General features: G+C 40.8%; 16 protein-coding genes. 6 read left to right on the top strand and 10 right to left on the bottom strand.

The features are described 5' to 3' along the window. Positions 1-74: 74 nt before the first annotated feature. The 3 genes from ppx to C9J47_RS10335 form a co-directional block, all read right to left on the bottom strand. The gene (gene ppx, locus C9J47_RS10345) at positions 75-1,580 is read right to left on the bottom strand and encodes an exopolyphosphatase (RefSeq protein ID WP_107253427.1); all 1,506 of its coding nucleotides are present in this window, start codon (positions 1,578-1,580) and stop codon (positions 75-77) included. Continuing rightward, complete coding sequence (ppk1, locus tag C9J47_RS10340; RefSeq protein ID WP_107253426.1) at positions 1,567-3,669, bottom strand: polyphosphate kinase 1; 2,103 nt, start codon at positions 3,667-3,669, stop codon at positions 1,567-1,569. Before ppk1 ends, ppx begins: the two co-directional genes overlap by 14 nt. Before the next feature lie 127 nt (positions 3,670-3,796). Next, a complete protein-coding gene (locus C9J47_RS10335) occupies positions 3,797-4,309 on the bottom strand; it encodes a glycine cleavage system transcriptional repressor (protein WP_107253425.1) in 513 nt (170 codons plus the stop codon). Between the two features lie 371 nt (positions 4,310-4,680). On the opposite strand from C9J47_RS10335, the gene C9J47_RS10330 reads away from it, so the two are divergent. The 4 genes from C9J47_RS10330 to phoU all read left to right on the top strand — a co-directional run bounded on the left by C9J47_RS10330 (position 4,681) and on the right by phoU (position 10,252). Continuing rightward, positions 4,681-6,924, top strand: coding sequence for an ABC transporter permease subunit (locus C9J47_RS10330; RefSeq protein WP_107253424.1), 2,244 nt, complete (start codon positions 4,681-4,683; stop codon positions 6,922-6,924). 99 nt (positions 6,925-7,023) lie between these two features. Then, the gene (pstA, locus tag C9J47_RS10325) at positions 7,024-8,685 is read left to right on the top strand and encodes a phosphate ABC transporter permease PstA (protein ID WP_107253423.1); all 1,662 of its coding nucleotides are present in this window, start codon (positions 7,024-7,026) and stop codon (positions 8,683-8,685) included. A gap of 26 nt (positions 8,686-8,711) precedes the next feature. Beyond that, positions 8,712-9,530 (top strand): phosphate ABC transporter ATP-binding protein PstB, encoded by an 819-nt coding sequence (pstB, locus tag C9J47_RS10320; RefSeq protein ID WP_107253422.1) that lies wholly within the window; start codon positions 8,712-8,714, stop codon positions 9,528-9,530. An 11-nt stretch (positions 9,531-9,541) separates the two neighbouring features. Next, positions 9,542-10,252 (top strand): phosphate signaling complex protein PhoU, encoded by a 711-nt coding sequence (gene phoU, locus C9J47_RS10315; RefSeq protein WP_107253421.1) that lies wholly within the window; start codon positions 9,542-9,544, stop codon positions 10,250-10,252. Positions 10,253-10,328: 76 nt separating this feature from the next. On the opposite strand, the gene C9J47_RS10310 is transcribed toward phoU, so the two are convergent. The 5 genes from C9J47_RS10310 to ppk2 all read right to left on the bottom strand — a co-directional run bounded on the left by C9J47_RS10310 (position 10,329) and on the right by ppk2 (position 15,065). Continuing rightward, positions 10,329-10,877 (bottom strand): porin family protein, encoded by a 549-nt coding sequence (locus C9J47_RS10310; RefSeq protein WP_107253420.1) that lies wholly within the window; start codon positions 10,875-10,877, stop codon positions 10,329-10,331. A gap of 450 nt (positions 10,878-11,327) precedes the next feature. After that, positions 11,328-11,996: a hypothetical protein gene (locus C9J47_RS10305; RefSeq protein WP_107253419.1), complete on the bottom strand. Its 669-nt coding sequence runs from the start codon at positions 11,994-11,996 to the stop codon at positions 11,328-11,330. 82 nt (positions 11,997-12,078) lie between these two features. Further along, a complete protein-coding gene (locus tag C9J47_RS10300; RefSeq protein WP_107253418.1) occupies positions 12,079-12,957 on the bottom strand; it encodes a PQQ-binding-like beta-propeller repeat protein in 879 nt (292 codons plus the stop codon). A gap of 274 nt (positions 12,958-13,231) precedes the next feature. Further along, a complete protein-coding gene (locus tag C9J47_RS10295; RefSeq protein WP_107253417.1) occupies positions 13,232-14,161 on the bottom strand; it encodes a LysR family transcriptional regulator in 930 nt (309 codons plus the stop codon). A gap of 103 nt (positions 14,162-14,264) precedes the next feature. Then, on the bottom strand, positions 14,265-15,065 hold the full coding sequence (gene ppk2, locus C9J47_RS10290) for a polyphosphate kinase 2 (protein WP_107253416.1): 801 nt from the start codon (positions 15,063-15,065) through the stop codon (positions 14,265-14,267). A 236-nt stretch (positions 15,066-15,301) separates the two neighbouring features. Between ppk2 and C9J47_RS10285 the strand changes: the two genes are divergently transcribed. Continuing rightward, positions 15,302-16,768 (top strand): alpha/beta hydrolase, encoded by a 1,467-nt coding sequence (locus C9J47_RS10285; RefSeq protein ID WP_107253415.1) that lies wholly within the window; start codon positions 15,302-15,304, stop codon positions 16,766-16,768. 67 nt (positions 16,769-16,835) lie between these two features. Here C9J47_RS10285 and C9J47_RS10280 read toward each other — a convergent pair whose 3' ends face one another. Together C9J47_RS10280 and C9J47_RS10275 are read right to left on the bottom strand one after the other, a co-directional pair. Then, positions 16,836-17,573 (bottom strand): copper homeostasis protein CutC, encoded by a 738-nt coding sequence (locus tag C9J47_RS10280; RefSeq protein WP_107253414.1) that lies wholly within the window; start codon positions 17,571-17,573, stop codon positions 16,836-16,838. A gap of 250 nt (positions 17,574-17,823) precedes the next feature. Further along, positions 17,824-18,426, bottom strand: coding sequence for a peroxiredoxin C (locus C9J47_RS10275; RefSeq protein WP_006230787.1), 603 nt, complete (start codon positions 18,424-18,426; stop codon positions 17,824-17,826). A 132-nt stretch (positions 18,427-18,558) separates the two neighbouring features. Between C9J47_RS10275 and C9J47_RS10270 the strand changes: the two genes are divergently transcribed. Next, the gene (locus tag C9J47_RS10270) at positions 18,559-19,455 is read left to right on the top strand and encodes a hydrogen peroxide-inducible genes activator (RefSeq protein WP_107253413.1); all 897 of its coding nucleotides are present in this window, start codon (positions 18,559-18,561) and stop codon (positions 19,453-19,455) included. Positions 19,456-19,727: the final 272 nt, after the last annotated feature.

Here is a 19,727-nt window from a genome sequence, read left to right as displayed (position 1 = left end):
GATTTAACGAAATGAATCGAGATAACTAGATTTTAGTTATCTCGATTGTTTATGTTAATTACTCTTAATGACCATTATTCTTCAATCGATAATTGCCATCCCGCTTTTTGCCAATATTCTTGTTCTTTGATTAAATCAGCCGCTAATAGTTTATTATTACCCAACCAACCGAGGGGTAAAGTAAGCTGCCAGTGCTCTTTCTCTGCCTTAATTTTGATGGTAGGTAAAGGTTCATCAATGCGTTGCCCGTTTAGAGCGGTAGCAATACGCAGCGTGCGAATCAGAGGGTATAAATGTTTACGCTTGTAGATACTAAGTTCTGGCATTTCTTCTAGTTTTAATGCTTTACGTTGAAAACGCACCAAGGTGGCTAATACCGTTTGTTGTTCAAGATTGAAGCCTGGCATCGTACTGTGGCGAAGTAGATAAGCAGAATGACGATGAAACCCTGGATAACTAATACTTAATCCCACTTCGTGAAGTAATGCTCCCCAGCTTAATAATATTGAGAGCTCTGATTTTGCTAACCCAGGATGCGTGTCTATTTGGTTATAAAAATATTCAGCAGCATGTTTCACACGGTTTGCTTGGCCAATATCGATATTATATTGCTTTGCCATGGCATTGGCCGTGCGTGTACGAATATCGCTATGACGGAAACGATCTTCCATTTCATACAATAAACCTTCACGTAGTGCACCATCTGAGTAAATCATTTCATCTATATTCAAAGCGCTAAACACCGCACTTAAAATCGCAAGACCAGCAGCAAAAACGGGTTTACGGTCATCGGTTAAACCGGGTAGATCAAGGTCTTCCGTTGTTTTGAATGACAACACTTGTTCGATAAGTTGGTTTAAGCGTTTGCTGGTAATCACCCCATCAGAGTAACCGCTAGCGATTAATACCTCTCGAATAGCTTTTATCGTGCCTGAGGATCCTACTGCTTTATCCCAGCCGAATTTACGGTATTTACTGGTGATACATTCCATTTTTTGTTGTGCGGCAAGTTGTGCCGCTGCAAAGTTTTTACTGTTTAACTTAGCATTTTGAAAGTGGCTTTTATTGTAGCTTACACACCCCATATGCTTGCTATAAAGTATATGGGTATCGAATTCTTCACCGATCACCAGTTCAGTACTGCCGCCGCCTATATCTACGATCAACTTACGTCCCGTATCGGGCTGGGTGTGCGCAACCCCTAAATAGATTAAGCGAGCTTCCTCAGTGCCGGGAATGATTTCTATAGGGTAGGGCAATATGCTTTCTGCACGCTTTAAAAAAACGTGGGCATTACGGGCTTGGCGTAGGGTATAGGTGGCAGCAATACGTACATTTTCGGGTGCGAAACCTTGTAATCGTTCTGCAAACATCGTTAAGCAGTTTAAGCCACGTTGAATCGCAGCTTGATCTAAGTTCTGTTGGGAATCTAACCCTGAAGCAAGGTGTACCCGCTGTTTGTGGCGGCTGATAATTTGCAAGCTTTGCCCTACAACGCGGGCAACAACCATATGGAAGCTATTTGAGCCCATATCAATTGCTGCAATTTCACGAGGACGTTCGTTATTAATGAGTGTCATTGTTTGTTATCGCCTTTTCTGCTCGTTTCTTCAGCTGCTTTTCACTGTGTTTTAGGTAATCGTAAATGGCGATTTGTGAGCGAACTTTACGACGATTACCACGAGGCACATATTGATTGCTCATTTCTTTATCGAGAATACGTGCCTTCACTGTATCTGTAAGCTGAATGTTTAAGATGTCGATGATTTTTTTCTTTAATGCAGGATCATTGATCAGGCAACCCACTTCAATGCGGTTGTCGATGTTGCGTGTCATCCAGTCGGCAGAAGAGATCATGACATCTGGGTTATTATTATTATTGAATACTGCCACTCTTGGGTGCTCAAGAAAGCGGTCAACAATGCTGATTGCGGAAATGTTCTCACTGATCCCTTTTAACCCTGGTATAAGCGCACACATACCTCGAACAATAAGCTTAATCTTGACGCCGTTATTACTCGCCTGATACAGCATGTTAATCAAGCCCTTATCGACAAGGTTATTAACCTTAAGTGTAATACCAGATAGCAAATTTTGCTTAGCATGTGCAATTTCACGATCAATTAAATCGTAGAGTCGGCTTCGTGAGTTACGAGGTGAAACAATAAGGTGGGTAAATTCAGCTGGGCGATAGGGGTTTTGGATGTAACTAAAGACTTGCTTTACTTCGTCTGCAATCTCTGTGCTACAGGTCATTAAAGAGAAATCAGTATAAATACGTGCTGTTTTTTCGTTAAAATTCCCAGTACCAATGTGCGCATAACGAACTAGTTTATCGTCTTCTTGTCGGGTGATAAGGCATAACTTAGAGTGAATTTTTAAACCTGGTACCCCAAAAACGACATGCACCCCGGCTTCAGTTAATCGCCTTGCCCATTCAATATTGGCCTCTTCATCAAAACGCGCTTGTAGTTCAACCACTACGGTGACACGTTTACCGTTATTGGCCGCATCAATCATTGAATCAATCACCCGTGAGTGTTTGGCTACTCGGTAGATATTAATTTTTATTGAACGTACTTTGGGGTCGTATGACGCCTGGCGAATAAATTCTGTTACATGGTTAAAGGTGTGATACGGATAATACAGCAGAATATCTTGTGCTTTTATGGCATCAAATGCGTTACGTGCTTGGGTGAAATGGTAGCTTTGAATGGGTGGTAATGAGGCATTTTCAAGGTATTTACGCCCGACATTAGGGAAGCCGATAAAATCCTTGAAGTTATGGTAACGACCACCAGGAATAATACTGTCGTAACGGGACACTTTAAGTAGTCCACACAGCACATCGGTCATATTGCCCGGCATATCACGCTGGTAAACAAAGCGTACAGGCATTGCCGTGATGCGTTGATTTAGCCCTTCAGACATTTGTTCCAGTAAGCTATGTTCTACCTCTTGGCTAAGATCGTATTCGGCATCTCTGGTCATTTTCATTGAGTATGCGGTTAGGCTATCGTACTCAAAGAAGCCATTGAAAATATCATCTAAGCAAAAGCGGATAATGTTATCGAGCAAAATGAGGGTTTTTTTTCGTTTACCTTTAGGCTCTGGCAATTCGATGAAACGGGGGAGTTGATCGGTTGGGATCTCAATAAGCGCATGACGTTTTTTTTCACCTTGCTGCATTTCAATGGCAAGGTATGAGTATTCGTCTTTCAGAAATTGCAGTAGGTCAATATCGTCAGTAAGCAGAATCGGCGTAATGTGGGGCAAAATGGAATCACGGAAATATCGGCGCAGCCAATTTTGTTGATGCTCGTCTAATTGAAGATCGTTGACGAGAAAAATATGGCGACGTGCCATTTCAAGTAATATCTCATTGTATAAAGTATCAAAGTCTTGATTCATTTTTAACACACGACTTTGAATTTTGCTTAAGAGGTGCTTAGCGCCATCATCGCCGCCTTGTACCTGATTGATCAGAATTCTACGTTTAATGTCGGCAAATCTTACTTTATAGAATTCATCGGTATTGCTAGAAAAAATACCCAAGAAGCGAACACGTTCAATTAAAGGGACAGATTTATCAGCCGCTTCTTGCAGTACTCGTTCATTGAATGATAACCAGCTAAGCTCTTTTTCAATATAGAGAGATTCCGTGCTCATTGTTTTCCTGTTGTATTATTGAATAGACGATATTGCGAACGGCTTCTTACAAGATAAATAAACGCAGTATTGTGGTTTGATTAAAAGTAGGGAATGACTCTTCATTCCCTATTGAAGTACGTGGAATTTATGCAGGTACGTAATCTTCGATATCCACAGTTAAATCATCGGCTAACTTTTCGAGTTCATCTTGAATAATATCCAGATCAATATTGGCAGGGGTTTCTAATTGAAAAGTCGCGATGAAAATGGGGTATCCCCAGTTAGGTGCACTTTGAGTTTCTGTCTTCAATTTGTTGATATTGATGTTCAGCTGGCTCAATAGCGTGGTGACTTCTTTTACGATACCTGGGCGATCATTGCCCGTTACTGTTAGTTGATGTAATTCTGGTAAAGGCGCTGTTTTTTTTGCTTCTTCCACTATGTGTATTTGTAATTCATCTATTTTGGTTAACGCTGCACTTAATTGCGGCATGTCTTCAGGGGCCACTTCCACTTGCAGAATACCGGCAAACTGACCAGCTAGTTTACTCAGGCTACTGCTTAACCAATTTCCGTTATTTTGGAAAATCGTGTCAGAGAGAAGCTCTACAAGCCCTGGGCGATCTTTACCGATAATGGTGATGATAAGATGTTTCATAACGAATTTCCTTTTTCGTGAGAGTGGGTAATGAGTAAAAGTAGAGTGAAACTTTTATATTAGTACTATACCCAAGTTACCTCTAGATGCTCACTGAGATCACTCTGAATCCTGCATATTGAGGCTGCTTGGGTATATTAATTATTGAAGCATAGAGGGATTCTGTCCACATTCGAACGAGAACCATGAGTTGAAATCTGAATAGGATCATAAATCATTAAGAGTACTGACATTTTATTGCAACTTTATGTCATTTTAATAAGTCGGGATTTCAATAAAGAGGTTACAATGATCTTTGTGGATCCTGTTGTCACAAAATTGTCATCTAAAAGACATATTATTAGTAAACGTATAAAAAGCTAGAGGTAATAATGGCGAGTGCCAGCGCATTTTTGTTGGGGGAAAACCGTGGTCGACGTTTAAGAGACCGATTGGTGCGGTTTGGTGTAACAGCTGGTGGCATTTCTGTACTTATTACTTTGGTTTTGATCTTCTTTTATTTACTTTATGTCACGCTGCCAATCTTCTCGTCAGTCACCGTAAAGCCTCGTAATATCACTATTGCTTCTTTCCCTGATACCGTTGCAGCCGTTGGCGTTGAAGAAAATAACGATTTCGCTTTTCGCTTTTCTAAGCAAGGCGAACTGACTTTTGTCAGCTTGAAACCTGAAGACTCGCTCGATCCTATTATTAGCCAGCACTCTATTGCTAATAACCCCGTTAGTTTTGCACAAAGTCTCCCTCGCGATGCTATTTTTGCTTATGGGCTAAGCGATGGTTTCGTTAACGTTGTAAAACCCATATTTCAGGTTAGCTTTCCTGGTAATAAACGTATAAGCACAGCCAGTGTTTCTTACCCTTTGGGGCAATCACGTTTCTTACTTGATCCGCAAGGGCAAGCCATTGTGGATCTTGCTATTTCATCTCGAGATAGTGAAGCCATTATTGTTGGTAAAACGGCTGATAGCCGCATTGTTGCCATGACATTTAAAGGTCAAGACGATGCATTAAATAGCGGCCCACTAAATACGGGCTCTATCTGGCAACCTCATTCATTCGAAATTACAGACGTACCACAAAACATTAATGAGATTATTGTGACGCCAGATGGGCGCACCGTCTATTTACGCAGTGGTAATTATATTTACGTCGTACAGGTAAACCAATCTGGTGCCAAAGTCCGTGATGTCGTGAATGTGAGTGATAAAAATGGCAACATTGAAAAGATAGAGTTGCTATCAGGTGCTAATTCATTGTTGCTTACTGCCTCTGATAATTCTGTATCGCAATGGTTTGAAGTGGTTCGTGATGGCAAACGATCGTTAGTGAAAGCTCGTGATTTTGAGTTTTCAGCTATCCCGATAAAAGAGTTGGTTTCTGAGTACTACCGCAAAGGCTTTTTTGCTGTACAGCAAGATGGCATGTTGTCGGCATACTACACATCAGAACGTAACGTGTTATACAAAGAACCTCTATTTGAGCAAGTACCTGATAAGCTGATTATTTCTCCTCGTGCAGATCGCTTGTTAGCCATTTCAGGGGATCAATGGCAAACCTATACCGTTAAAAATTCTCACCCTGAAATTGGCTTTGCTTCTTTGTGGCAACAAGTATGGTACGAAGGGTATCAAGAGCCTGATTACGTATGGCAATCAACGTCTGCCAGTGATGAATTTGAACCTAAGCTGAGTTTGGTGCCTATCGTATTTGGTACGCTAAAAGCAGCATTGTATGCCATGTTTTTTGCAATACCGTTAGCATTGGCTGGCGCGGTTTATACTGCATACTTTATGTCATCTAGAATGCGTAATGTAGTTAAACCGACCGTTGAAATTATGGAAGCGCTACCAACCGTTATTCTCGGTTTCTTAGCGGGGTTGTGGCTAGCTCCGATTGTAGAAATGTACCTGTCAGGTATTGTGATGAGCTTGATTTTATTTCCAGTGACTATTTTATTGGTTGGCTGGGGATGGGCTGTATTACCGGGGAAATGGCGATACCGTATTCCTAATGGCTTTCACATTGTGATTCTTATGCCTGTGATTGTGCTATTGGGCTACGGGTGCATAGCGGCGAGTCCGTATATCGATCAATGGTTATTTGACGGCGATGTGCGCGGCTTTCTTACCAATGAACTAGGTATTGGCTACGATCAGCGTAATGCACTCGTTGTTGGTATTGCAATGGGGTTTGCGGTTATTCCTACCATTTTCTCTATTGCTGAAGATGCCATCTTTTCTGTGCCGGGTCATTTAACCAGTGGTTCATTAGCATTGGGTGCAACGCATTGGCAAACTCTGACAAAAGTGGTGCTGTTAACGGCAAGTCCGGGTATTTTTTCTGCGCTAATGATGGGGTTAGGTCGAGCTGTCGGTGAAACAATGATTGTGCTGATGGCTACGGGGAATACCCCTATTATGGATTGGAATATTCTGCAAGGGATGCGTACATTAGCGGCAACGATTGCGATTGAAATGCCAGAATCTGAAGTGGGCAGTTCACATTATCGCGTCCTATTTCTTGCTGCATTTGTCTTGTTTATATTCACTTTTATTTTTAATACTATCGGTGAATTGGTTCGCCAGCGCTTGCGCGAAAAGTACAGTTCATTGTAATAATCATGTGTGTGATACCACGGATGGGCAATGTGTATTCGTGTATTGATTCAAATAGAGTTTATTCTGTCGTTATAGGAATATGGAATATGTTGATTAATGATTAAGTGGTTTAAATCAGGCTCGCCTTGGATATGGCTTACTGCGGGTGCGGTAAGTTTAAGTCTGGTTGCTGTATTGGGTTTATTGCTATTGATTGGCTGGAAAGGGCTCAGCTTTTTTTGGCCGGCGCCTGTTTATCAATTTGATGTGTCGATCAATGGTAGCAACCAAATAATTATTGGCGAAATATACGAACAAAAAAGTATACCGGTTGAACAGCTAGCTGATGCAGGAATCGATGTTTCTAGCATTGAAGGTAATAGCGTACCGCGTTACTTAATTAAAACGGGCAATCGAGAGCGTGTCGCGCTTGATTTTATAACGTTACTGAAAACGCAAATCACACGCCAAGTATTGGCAGACAATATAGCGGTTATCGATCGTGATAAGAATGGTAAATTTTACGGTTATCCTATCGGTTTTATTGATGGCGGTCAGCGTCGCGGTGTCGAAGATATTGAGGCTGGCGTATTACAAGCCAATCTTGTGCGTACCCAATTAGATGACCTACAAGAGACTGAGATTGCAGATATTAATTGGCAATTAAATCAGCAGCGGTTAAAGCTGCGTAAGTTAGCCGTGAATGAATCATCAAACGATCCTGCACAGTTCTCATTAGATGAATCGGCACAACAATCGATTGATACAGAAATAAAACGGTTACAAGATGCTTATTTAGAGGTAGAACAACGTCTTTTTGTGCTGCAAGAAAAATTGCAAAATGATGCATTAGTTGTCGTTGATATGCATGGTAATGAAGTAATGTTGCCGATGATACAAGTGTTGGATATGTGGTATCCGAATAATTTATCATTTTTGGGTAAGTTTACGCACTGGGGGCATCAGGTGGTTAAGTTTTTAACCGAAGACCCCCGTGAAGTTAATACTGAAGGTGGCGTTTTTCCTGCTATTTTTGGTACTGTTTTCATGGTGCTACTAATGAGTATTATAGTGACACCACTAGGCGTAATGGCTGCTATTTACCTACATGAATATGCAGGTAAAAATGGCTTTACTAAGCTTATTCGTGTGGCTGTGATTAACTTAGCGGGTGTGCCTTCTATTGTATACGGTGTGTTTGGTTTAGGCTTTTTCGTATACATGGTTGGGGGAACAATCGATGATGTGTTCTTTTCGTCACAACTGCCAACGCCTACTTTCGGTACACCAGGTATTTTATGGTCGGCACTGACATTAGCCATTTTAACCTTGCCTGTTGTGATTGTATCAACAGAAGAAGGTTTGGCGCGTATTCCTAGTTCAGTGCGCCATGGCTCATTGGCATTAGGTGCCACGCAGTTTGAAACGTTGTGGCGAATAGTATTGCCAATGGCAAGCCCTGCAATAATGACAGGTTTAATTTTAGCGGTTGCACGTGCAGCAGGTGAAGTTGCTCCTCTTATGTTGGTGGGGGTCGTAAAAATGGCACCCACGCTGCCTGTTGATGGTCATTTTCCTTATGTGCATTTAGATCGTAAGTTCATGCACCTTGGATACCATATCTATGATGTCGGCTTTCAAAGCCCCAATGTAGAAGCGGCTCGCCCATTAGTGTATGCCACCTCATTTTTACTAGTGACTGTTATCGTCGGCTTGAATTTAACAGCCATTGGTATTCGAAATCATCTACGTGAGAAATTCCGCTCTTTAGAGCAGTAACGCGTTGATATAATAGCGAGAAACACATGCTTTCAGTTAATCCATCAATGGGCTTATTTGAGCCGTTAGATTTAGCCTCGTTACCCGATGACAAAACGGCGATGTCAATTGAAGGGCTCGATCTTCATTACGGTAATACGCAGGCGTTGTTTGATATTAATATGCGCATTGCGAAAGGGCAGGTTACCTCATTCATTGGTCCGTCAGGTTGCGGTAAATCGACATTATTACGCTGCATTAACCGAATGAATGAATTGGTGGAAGGTTGCCGTGTTGATGGCAAGATCATGCTTCATGGTCAAAACATCTATGACAGTAAAGTGGATGTAGCATCATTACGTCGTCGAGTGGGTATGGTATTTCAGCGCCCGAATCCATTTCCTAAATCGATTTATGAAAACGTGGTTTATGGGCTGCGTTTGCAAGGGTTGAAAGAGCGTCGAGTACTTGATGACGCGGTTGAAAACTCATTACGTGGTGCGGCGTTGTGGGATGAAGTAAAAGATCGTTTACATGAAAATGCCTTTGGTTTATCAGGTGGTCAGCAGCAGCGTTTGGTGATTGCCCGAGCGATTGCGATTGAGCCTGAAGTCTTGTTATTGGATGAACCTACATCAGCGCTGGATCCTATTTCGACGCTGACGATTGAAGAATTGATCAATGATCTAAAAACGAAATACACGGTCATTATCGTAACCCATAACATGCAACAGGCTGCTCGAGTGTCGGATCAAACCGCATTTATGCACATGGGTGAGCTGGTGGAATACTCTAGTACCAATGATATTTTTACCACCCCAAAAGAGAAACGCACTGAAGATTACATTACTGGCCGATACGGTTAAGGAGTCGCAATATGTTAGATAATTTAAGCCTTGGCCGCCATATATCTGGTCAGTTTAATGCCGAATTAGAAAGTATCCGTACGCATGTATTAGCAATGGGTGGGTTAGTTGAACAGCAGTTAGCAGATTCATTAAAAGCAATGCATCAGCAAGATGCTGAATTAGCTAAACGTGTGATTAAAGACGATCACAAAGTTAATGCGATGGAAGTAGCAATTGATGAAGCGTGCACGCGTATTATCGCGAAACGTCAGCCAACCGCGAGTGATTTACGGTTAGTTATCGCCATAATTAAAACCATTACTGATCTAGAACGTATCGGTGATGTAGCAGAAAGTATTGCAAAAGTGGCATTAGAAAACTTTACGAATAAACAATATAACTTATTGGTATCGTTAGAAGCACTTGGTCAACATGCCGTGAAAATGCTGCATGATGTACTTGATGCGTTTGCGCGGATGGATGTAAAAGCAGCCGTTGAAGTGTATCAAGAAGATGATCGTATTGATCGTGAATATGAAGCGATAATTCGTCAATTGATGACATATATGATGGAAGATCCGCGCTCAATACCCAATGTATTACAAGTAATGTGGTCGGCGCGTTCTATTGAACGAGTTGGTGATCGCTGCCAAAATATTTGTGAATATATTATCTATTTCGTTAAAGGCAAAGATGTTCGTCATACTAATCCTGATGAAATCGGCAATATATTGAAGTGATCAATAGCAGCAGTAGGCACCCTGAATAGGTTATACAGGGTGCTTTACGGCGTAGTTATTTAAAACTTATGGTTATTTAAAACTTATAGTTAGCACCAATGTAGAACGTACTGTAATCAGAGTCGACGTCTAGTGGCTTAACTGAAATGGCCTTGTAACCTGCCTTGACTGTCACGTTTTGATTGAAATCATAGCCTGCTTCTAAGCCGTATGACAAGCCAGTATCACTGTCAGAGAATTTATCAACATCACCAAAAAAGTCTTCTTTGAATTCTTCTTTTACACTGTGTAAGCCCAACTGAGCACCTGCGTAAAAGTTATCATTGAAATAATATTTAGGTTTTACATTGATACCGAATGAGTGAGCTTTCAATTCGGCAGACCAACCATCAACTATTGTCACTTTATCCTTACCATAGCTACGATATTCACCTTCGACACCAATGACAATCTGTTGCGTGATTTGGAAGTCATAGCCTGCCACCAAGCCAATGCCAGTATCGAATGATTCACTATCTAGGCGGTTTGAGCCTAAGTCAGCACCGATGTAAAAACCATCTTTAGATGCTAAGGCTGGAGCTGAAAGTAAGGATGCGATAGTTAGAGCAAAGATTGTCTTTTTCATAATATACCCAAATAAATAAGTTGTGATTGTTTTTATACCCGCAGAAGTAACTGCGTTTCGATGTGAGAGATATTAAATTAAACACTGTTCATAATGTAATTAGTTTGGTCTATATCGATTATTAGTAATGCTTATTACCTGTGTTAAGTGCTCATGCCGAAGGGGTATATTGGAGGCTTATTGGGAACTCAGTAACTTAATTATCGTTGTTGATGAATATGTGAGGGGAAGAAAGGTAGGTTTGATAAGACGATCAAAAAAGCCCCTAGAATAAAGATATGAGTCGTAGGGGCGAGAGTAACCAAATGGCTGAATGGGTTATATTTTCATTATAGAAATTGGAGTAACTAGTGGTTCTAATTATAAAATTTCTAACGCTGTTATTATCGATTTTAACTAGCAAGAATGATCAGATACTTATTTAGGTTGGTATAAATACTATTCAAAAAGCTAGAATTTAAAATTAACCCCCATTTCGTATGAGCTTTCAGATGTAACACGTTCGCCTGGGCGTACTCGGTATTCACCGTAGGTATACTTTAAATAGGGTTCAACCCATTTGGGTTTAAATGTAATAGTAATATCATGGCTGTTGATGTTGTCATTTACGACATCTTGAGACCAGCGGTTGCCTGAAAGTAGTCGATCATGATTAAAGTTATAGCTGGTATTAAGCCACGTTAAAGGGCTATAACTAAGTCCAACTGATGATTTCCATTCTCGTTGATCTAGCCAATCAATATCTATCAAGGCTTTTGTGTCACGCCATTCATGAGAGGTACTTGCAAATGCCATGAGGTTCTCGGTTAATGCAGTACCTGTGAAGATACCAAGATCATAAATATCTATGCTATCTGCACGGCCATAACTCGCAAAGGCTTCAGTATAAAATTGACCAAACATCACCCCATAACCAGTGCCTATTTCTAGGTAGCCAGTAGAATCAATTTCGGCGCTTACATTGATTTCTTCGGTAGCTTGAATTGATCCGATTACTGTACCTATCCAGTCATCACCCGTTTTAGATACTTGGAAACCGATTTGTGGTTCAGCTGTGGCTGGCTGAAAAGAACTTGCCAATATTGCAGCAACGGCAAGTACCTTGCTAATAAATTTCATATGTTCACCAAGGCTTATTGTCAAAAGAACCGCTGAATGGCGGCTCTTTTTTAGGTTTGAATCAATCGTTTAACCCGTATGGTTAAGAACGGTTGATCTGTGCCTTGATGTTTTCACGTAGATCTTTCGCTTTGGTACGCAGCTGAGATTTTTGCTCGTTAGAAAGGTTACCAAGATTTGATTTAATTTCTGCAATATCTTTTATACCACCGTTAGCTGTCCAATATTTATCATCATGGATAATGCCAACGACCTGATTATTATCATTTTTGTATACAAATACGTTTTCAAAGTTATAAGACTGACCACCCATCGTGATTCGAGCGGTATTGGCCGAGTCATCATAGGTAATCAAAGCAATATAATTTCCTTCAGAATCAAGTGCTTTGTAAGTGCTATCCCCAACAGCAACAACAGAGTAGTTAACTGGCAAAATATCACCAAGAATAGGGAGTGTAGGCTCCATCTCTATTGGATTTTGGTTGTCAGGTCGAGAAATAACTGCTGCGAAGAGTCGTCCATCTTCGTTTCGAAAGACAACTTCGGTACCATTATCGGTGCGGAGAGTGACAGTATCATCAGTGATCTGGACGTGACCTACTACTTCACCTGTACTGTAATTCGTGATCTCATTATTGTCATTAATTGTAAATACACCTGAATCTGTGTAGATGACGGTTGAGTCATGGGTTTTTGTATCAACGGTGATGACAGTTCCATTATCACCAGTAATAGCAAAGCCATTATGAGTTTCTGAAATATCACCGTATGTTGGTGTTGTAGTATCAAAGCCAGGATCTAATTCTGGATTGCCATATTCTGGATCCAGTTCAATAGGATTTTCAAGTTTAGGGGTAAAGCCATAACCCGGATCTACGTCCTCATTTTTTGAACCGGAAGAAGATGAACAGCCAGCCAAAACAGACACAGCAATGAGTGAAGCCAGTAATTTCTTTTTCATTTGATTCTCTCAATAAAAATTAGTTAGATATTACGAGCTTCCATTGCTCTGCAGTGCCGTTTTATTATGGCTATTTATTGACCTTCCTAGTCGATGAGAGAATATTAAATTGAGCGGTGTTTTTTATCTAATCACCAATTATTATCTAACTGATAAGGCCTGCTAATTAATCTGACTAGCTTAAGTAGCCGATAAGGAGTACTTATAAGGAGGAAGGTTAGTAGAAAGTAGAATTGCCTAATAATAAGAAAGAAGTTTATCAGGCAATATCGCGTTATTTTACAGTTTCTTTTTGCAGTAACTGATTGATGAGTTTATGCAGCCAAAGTGTTGTTGGGTTTCGTTTATTCTTTTGATGATAATAAGCGATAACAGGGAAAGTGATATCTTTACCATCAATACTGACCTTCATTCCGCGTAACTCTCTCAATTCTCGCTCAGGGACAAAAGTGGTTGATGGATAGACCATATCGGTGTGTCTTACTACATCGAGCACTGCCATTGGTAATTCAGAGCGAAATCCAATTCTGACACTCAATCCATGACTTTTCATTACTCGCTCTGCTTGAGAGGTATTTGAGTTCCAATCTGGAATGATCAAGTTAGCCATTTCATAGCCTTTGACATCTTTGGGGGAAATGACGTCTTTTTTAATTGGATGATCTTTACGTACATATACAATGAAGGTGTCATCCCCGACTTTTTTTCGAATTAGTTCTTTAGGTGCATGATGAATATCAAAATTAACTCCGATGGCTATCTCACCTTTATTCAAATCTTCAAGTGTTGTCGGTGACCAGTTAAGAAGATGTACATCGACATTAGGTGCATCTTTACGAATAGCATGGAACAACTTACTAGAAAGGTAAGTAAGGATATGTGGCGCTAGTGCAATACGGATTGATCCCTCAAGATCGGCGGGATCAAAGTCTTGGCTGCAGTTTAAGGTAGAAGATAGTTCATCCATAACTGGATTAATACTATCCATCAGCTCTTCACCGAAAGCTGTTGGTTTTAGACCGTGTCGCGTTTTCACAAAAAGCTCGTCTTCAAAATGGTTGCGAAGTTTGAGTAAGGCTTGGCTGATTGCGGGTTGACTGACGAACAGTCGCTCAGAGGCTTTTCGCATATTGAGCTCTTGCGATAGAATCACAAATGTTCGTAGTAGATTGAGATCGAGCTTTAAATATAAATCTTTCGCCATACTGGCTACCTCTTAAACCATCCATGTTGATATCAAGCTACCAGAAAACTGATAATCACAAAGTGCTTTTTTGTTTGAACAAAGCATTATGCGCGATCAAAACTTATTTTGGGCTGAACAGGTCAGGTATAAAAGTTTGATTGTCTATTGGTGAACGTACGTAGCCTTCTTTATTCACCTTAGGTAACGAGATAGTTGGGTAATCAATTTCTTTATAGGGGATCTGAGTTAATAGGTGTGAAATACAGTTGATGCGTGCTTTCTTTTTATTGTCTGCATCGACAACCCACCAAGGGCATTGTTTTGTGTCTGTATAGGCAAACATTGCGTCTTTTGCTGCGGAGTATTCAGCCCAACGATTGCGGGATTCTAAATCCATAGGGCTAAACTTCCAACGCTTCATTGGGGTATTAATACGTTCTAAAAAGCGTTTTTCTTGTTCGTCATCAGAGACTGAAAACCAGTACTTAACCAAGATAATGCCTGAGCGTTTAAGCATGCGTTCAAATTCAGGGCATGAACGAAGAAACTCGTTGTATTCTTCATCTGAACAAAAGCCCATGACTTTCTCGACACCGGCGCGGTTGTACCAACTACGATCAAGCAATATCATTTCACCAGCGGCAGGAAGGTGAGAAACATAACGTTGAAAGTACCACTGTGTTTTCTCTTTTTCTGTCGGCTGAGGCAGTGCAACAACACGACAAACACGAGGATTAAGCTTTTCAGTGATACGTTTTATTACCCCACCTTTACCCGCGGCATCCCGCCCTTCAAAAATAACGACCACCTTCATACCAGAGTGTTTTATCCATTCTTGCAGTTTTACCAGCTTTATCTGCAAGTTGGCTAGCTCAGATTCATAGTCCTTTTTCTTTAATCGATTGACTGAATTGTTGGACATTGTTCACTCCAGATAAAGCGTACTTAAGAGAGGATGTTATGTAATTGTAACCTTAAGAATAGTTGTTCAGTAAATTTTAGGTATTGATATGACAAAAAAGAATAGCTGTAGCTAACTATTTGTTTGAATTGCAATTGCATGGTGTATCATTTTATTTTTATATGTGTTTTTATTGTAATGATAATTATTATTAATTAATGGTTTATTATTTCAACTTCACTGAATAAGGTTTTTTGATGTACCGATTAATATCTGGATTGGCTGTTAGTTTATTACTAGCAGGTTGTGGTGGTGGTGATGGAGGGAGTGATTTTTCTAAAACGACCACTGACGCACAACGCACTTGCCCACAAAACATGGAATGTGGCTTTTTGTCGGTACCGAAAGATTACAGTAATTTGAATGATGGCAATATTGATGTCTATTACGGTGTTCGCCGAGCAAATATTCCGTCTCAGCGCCTTGGTATTTTGGTTTTCAACTTTGGAGGGCCTGGTGCGAGTGCAGTAAATGGTGCTGGTTCTATGGCTGCAAACCGTTTACCCAATGATATTTTGAATCGCTTTGATATTGTTGGAATGGATCCAAGGGGGGCGGGCCGTAGTGAATATGCTAAAGAACTTACCCAGTGTGCTGAAAACGGTAATTGTGATAATGAATATGCAACATTTTCGCAGTACGTAGGCAGTAATAGTGTGGTAAAGGATCTTGACCAATTACGTCAGAAATTTGGGGATGATTATCTGAATTTTATCGGGTATTCCTATGGTACGCGTTTAGGTTCGTTATATGCGCAACAGTTTCCTGAGCATGTGCGCGCTATTGTGCTTGATTCTTCGATGCCACCAAATGCAGAAAACTACCTACAATTGCGTTTAGGTAATACTAAAGGTTACGACACGGTGGCGAATTACCGTCTAGAAAATACATCAAGAATGAGTAAATTCGAAACAGTGGTCGATACCATCAATGCCTCTAGCTATTACGTTGATACAAAAAATAAGACGTTCTCTAAATATGAATCTGACAGCACATTGAATCGTCTTGTTAGCCGACAATCTTATAACGAATGGGCTCCAATTTCAGATGGGTTATTCAAATTTCTGAAGGATGATGATGCCACTGATTTGCAAACAGCTTTGTCTCAACCTATTTCAAGAATGAGTGAAAACTTTTCATCTTCTTACTCGCGAAGTGATGCTCTATTTGGTGCTGTGATTTGTACCGATGAACTTAGTCCGATAAGTACGAATGAGGTATTAAGATCTGATTTTATGAAGGAATCTAAATTATTTGGCCATTATCAATATGAACAAAATGCATCGTTATGTGCAGACTGGCCGAACTCTCGAGATTCAGTCGCGAATATCGAGAATATGGAGCAAAAGTTAGCGGGTCAGCGTATTTTGATTATCGGCGGGCAGTATGATCCCGCGACACCATATGCTTGGACGGAATCGATGCGTCAGCAATTTGGTAACTTGGCTTCTCTGATTACGGTGAATAACTATGTTGACCACGGTTTTAGCTTTGATGGCAATACGTGTATCGATAACCCAACGACGCAATATTTATTAAACCCAGAAATACCTGTTGGTAATATTAACTGCGATGGCTCTATTCAAACGAAATCGGCCATGTACTCTAGCGGTATAGCGTCTGAAGACGATATCCATCCGGCGAAAAGAGTTCGTGGTTTTTAAGGTACATAATCGACAGGAAAATAAAGCCAGCCATAGTGCTGGCTTTATCGTTTAAATAGTATGAAACCTAACGGATTGCGTTGATTACTGCAGAGATCTTTTCAACCGATGTAACAGGAATGCTGAAGTCATCAATATCGGCGCTACCCATATGTGCTTGGTTAGCGAATTGCACCATATGACTCGGGCGTGTGCTTTTCCCTGATAAGTGAATTTCACTAATACCAGTACGAGTGATAATTTGTTTTGCGTTAGTAGCCGTTACTCCGGCACCCGCCATTATACTCAGACGTTCACCACAATATTTAACCATTTCAGCAATCATATCTACGCCATCAAGCGCATTAGCTTGTAAGCCTGATGTTAGTATTCGCTCACAACCGGCGACCATTATGTTGTCTAATGCTGCCATTGGATCAATACATTGGTCGATAGCGCGATGAAACGTTACCCCTAAGCCATTTGCTTCTTTCATTAGGCTATTAAGAATATCGCGATCGATATGACCTTCTTTCGTTAATACCCCAATAACGACACCCTGAAGCTGTGATTTTTTCGCTGTGTGAATATCAGCCAGCATGATTTCGACATCATCACTTGAAAATAAGAAATCACCTTGGCGTGGGCGAATCATGGCATAAACAGGAATTGAGGCGTGTTTGGCTGCTAACTGCATAAAACCTGAGCTGGGTGTTAAACCACCAAGGGCCAATGAAGAACATAATTCAATGCGGGAAGCGCCACCTTGCTGTGCATAGTGAAGTGACTCTAGGTTGTCGATACAAACTTCAAGTTGGATTGTCATTATTATTCAAATGCGAGTGTATAGGTGTTGGCAGTTTAATCCATATGACCATAAATGTGACTAAATTTTGGGAGGGAATAAGGGCAGTTCGATTAATATTGAAAGGGCAGTTTTGTTCAGATAAAAAAAGGGCCCGGTGCAATCCGGGCCTCATCGTTCTTTTTGCCTTTGGCTGACTTAGGCTTTACGCTTTTGCGTTCGTTGCCTCAACACCGTGAGCATGGTGTTGTTAACTCTTCAATAAGAAGAATTATAGGTCTGCAGTGTGCTCAGATAGGTAGTCAGCAACACCTTTTGGAGATGCGTCCATACCTGCTTTGCCTTCTTCCCACTGTGCTGGACAAACTTCACCGTTTTTCTGGTGGAAGTTTAGTGCATCAACCATGCGTAGCATTTCGTCGATGTTACGGCCTAGTGGAAGGTCGTTAACTACTTGATGACGTACAAGACCGTCTTCGTCGATAAGGAAAGAACCACGGAAAGCAACGCCAGCTTCTGGGTGCTCTACATCGTACGCTTTACAGATTTCGTGTTTAATGTCAGCGATTAATGGGTACTTAACTTGACCGATACCGCCATCTTCGATAGCAGTGTTACGCCATGCGTTGTGAGAGAACTGAGAATCGATTGAAACACCGATTACTTCAACGCCTTTCGCTTGGAAATCTTCAAAGCGCTTGTCAAAAGCGATTAGCTCTGATGGGCAAACAAAAGTGAAGTCTAGTGGGTAAAAGAAAACTACTGCTTTTTTACCTTTAGTGAACTCTGCGAAGTTGAAGTTATCAACAATTTCGCCGTTACCTAGAACAGCTGCAGCAGTAAAATCTGGTGCTTGACGACCTACTAGTACCATTTTGGTGCTCCTAAAATATTCTGTTTGTCGCCGACCTTTTCGGTAGGCTCCTTGTTTGGACGAGACAAACTATACCTAAACTGTTAGATTGAAAAAAGCGGAATAAATAGATTGAAGTAATCGGAAAAAACGATGAGCAAATTTCCTTCACTAAAGCAGCTTCACTATATTGTTACTTTGTTTGAAACGCGCCATTTTGGCAAAGCGGCAGCAAAGTGCTTTGTTAGCCAATCGACTCTGAGTTCAGGCATTCAAAATCTTGAGGAATTGTTGAATTGCCAATTAATCGAGCGTGATAACAAATCGTTAGTCTTTACCTCTACAGGGGAAGAGGTCGTGATACGTTCCCGTGAATTACTGGCACGTAGCCAAGATCTGATGGAATTATCAAGTGGCACAGGTGATGGCATGGAAGGCCAGCTTCGGGTTGGTTGTATACCGACTATCGCTCCATTCTTGCTGTGCGATTTGGTGCAAGAGGTGAATCGTATGCACCCTAACTTGAACCTTCTGCTGCGTGAAGACACTACCACGAACCTGTTAGCAGCGTTACGTAATGGTGAAATGGATGTACTGATCTTAGCTTTGCCTGTTGATATCAATAACATGCACAGCAAGGTCGTAGGGCGAGATGCCTTTAAAATGGTGATCAGCAAAAATCAGGCTGAAAAAGTGAATGTTCCCCTTCGATACGCTGATTTACCAGATGAATCGGTTTTCTTGTTAGAGAAAGAACATTGCTTAACTGATCATGCTGTTTCTGCGTGCAAGCTGACCACCAAAGAAAAAATAAACCCCTTTACAGCCACAAGCTTACACACGTTAGTGCAGATGGTAGCGAATGGGTTAGGCACAACCTTTATTCCTCAAATGGCTATCGATCATGGCTTATTAGATAATCAAAACTTAGTTGTTATTGAACCACCGGGGCAGGCTGCTTACCGTGAAATTGGTTTAGTGTGGCGCCCGACGTCTAGCCGAATCAAGACCTTTAACGGTCTTGCCGACATAGTAGAAGGACTTTTATAGTCCTTTTGAAGTCGTGCTGGTAGAAAGCACAATATTCCAGCACGATCTTCTGATATCCCATCAAAAATCAAGATATATCATCTTATTATCTTCTGAGCGAATACCTCTTTTTTGTAGGTTTATTATGTTTCGTATTGCAAATAAATGAAATTGAGTGAATATTCTCGCCTATAATTCCTGTATGAAATGCAACCACAATGTAGCCCTAATATACTGTTATTGAAATCTTTATAGCGAATGTAATGGATGCATTCTGTTTTAAACGTTTTTTA

The organism is Photobacterium indicum (assembly GCF_003026215.1).
Taxonomy (GTDB): Bacteria; Pseudomonadota; Gammaproteobacteria; order Enterobacterales; family Vibrionaceae; genus Photobacterium; species Photobacterium indicum.
This window is presented reverse-complemented; position numbering and strand designations above follow the sequence as displayed.

Bases quoted from the DNA above. Each gene is read 5' to 3' on its own strand.
- C9J47_RS10275 (WP_006230787.1), bottom strand. From the start codon at position 18,426: ATGGTACTAGTAGGTCGTCAAGCACCAGATTTTACTGCTGCAGCTGTT.
- C9J47_RS10270 (WP_107253413.1), top strand. From the start codon at position 18,559: ATGAGCAAATTTCCTTCACTAAAGCAGCTTCACTATATTGTTACTTTG.
- C9J47_RS10300 (WP_107253418.1), bottom strand. From the start codon at position 12,957: ATGAAAAAGAAATTACTGGCTTCACTCATTGCTGTGTCTGTTTTGGCT.
- phoU (WP_107253421.1), top strand. From the start codon at position 9,542: ATGTTAGATAATTTAAGCCTTGGCCGCCATATATCTGGTCAGTTTAAT.
- C9J47_RS10335 (WP_107253425.1), bottom strand. From the start codon at position 4,309: ATGAAACATCTTATCATCACCATTATCGGTAAAGATCGCCCAGGGCTT.
- ppk2 (WP_107253416.1), bottom strand. From the start codon at position 15,065: ATGTCCAACAATTCAGTCAATCGATTAAAGAAAAAGGACTATGAATCT.
- ppx (WP_107253427.1), bottom strand. From the start codon at position 1,580: ATGACACTCATTAATAACGAACGTCCTCGTGAAATTGCAGCAATTGAT.
- C9J47_RS10295 (WP_107253417.1), bottom strand. From the start codon at position 14,161: ATGGCGAAAGATTTATATTTAAAGCTCGATCTCAATCTACTACGAACA.
- pstA (WP_107253423.1), top strand. From the start codon at position 7,024: ATGATTAAGTGGTTTAAATCAGGCTCGCCTTGGATATGGCTTACTGCG.
- C9J47_RS10305 (WP_107253419.1), bottom strand. From the start codon at position 11,996: ATGAAATTTATTAGCAAGGTACTTGCCGTTGCTGCAATATTGGCAAGT.
- pstB (WP_107253422.1), top strand. From the start codon at position 8,712: ATGCTTTCAGTTAATCCATCAATGGGCTTATTTGAGCCGTTAGATTTA.
- C9J47_RS10285 (WP_107253415.1), top strand. From the start codon at position 15,302: ATGTACCGATTAATATCTGGATTGGCTGTTAGTTTATTACTAGCAGGT.
- ppk1 (WP_107253426.1), bottom strand. From the start codon at position 3,669: ATGAGCACGGAATCTCTCTATATTGAAAAAGAGCTTAGCTGGTTATCA.
- C9J47_RS10330 (WP_107253424.1), top strand. From the start codon at position 4,681: ATGGCGAGTGCCAGCGCATTTTTGTTGGGGGAAAACCGTGGTCGACGT.
- C9J47_RS10310 (WP_107253420.1), bottom strand. From the start codon at position 10,877: ATGAAAAAGACAATCTTTGCTCTAACTATCGCATCCTTACTTTCAGCT.
- C9J47_RS10280 (WP_107253414.1), bottom strand. From the start codon at position 17,573: ATGACAATCCAACTTGAAGTTTGTATCGACAACCTAGAGTCACTTCAC.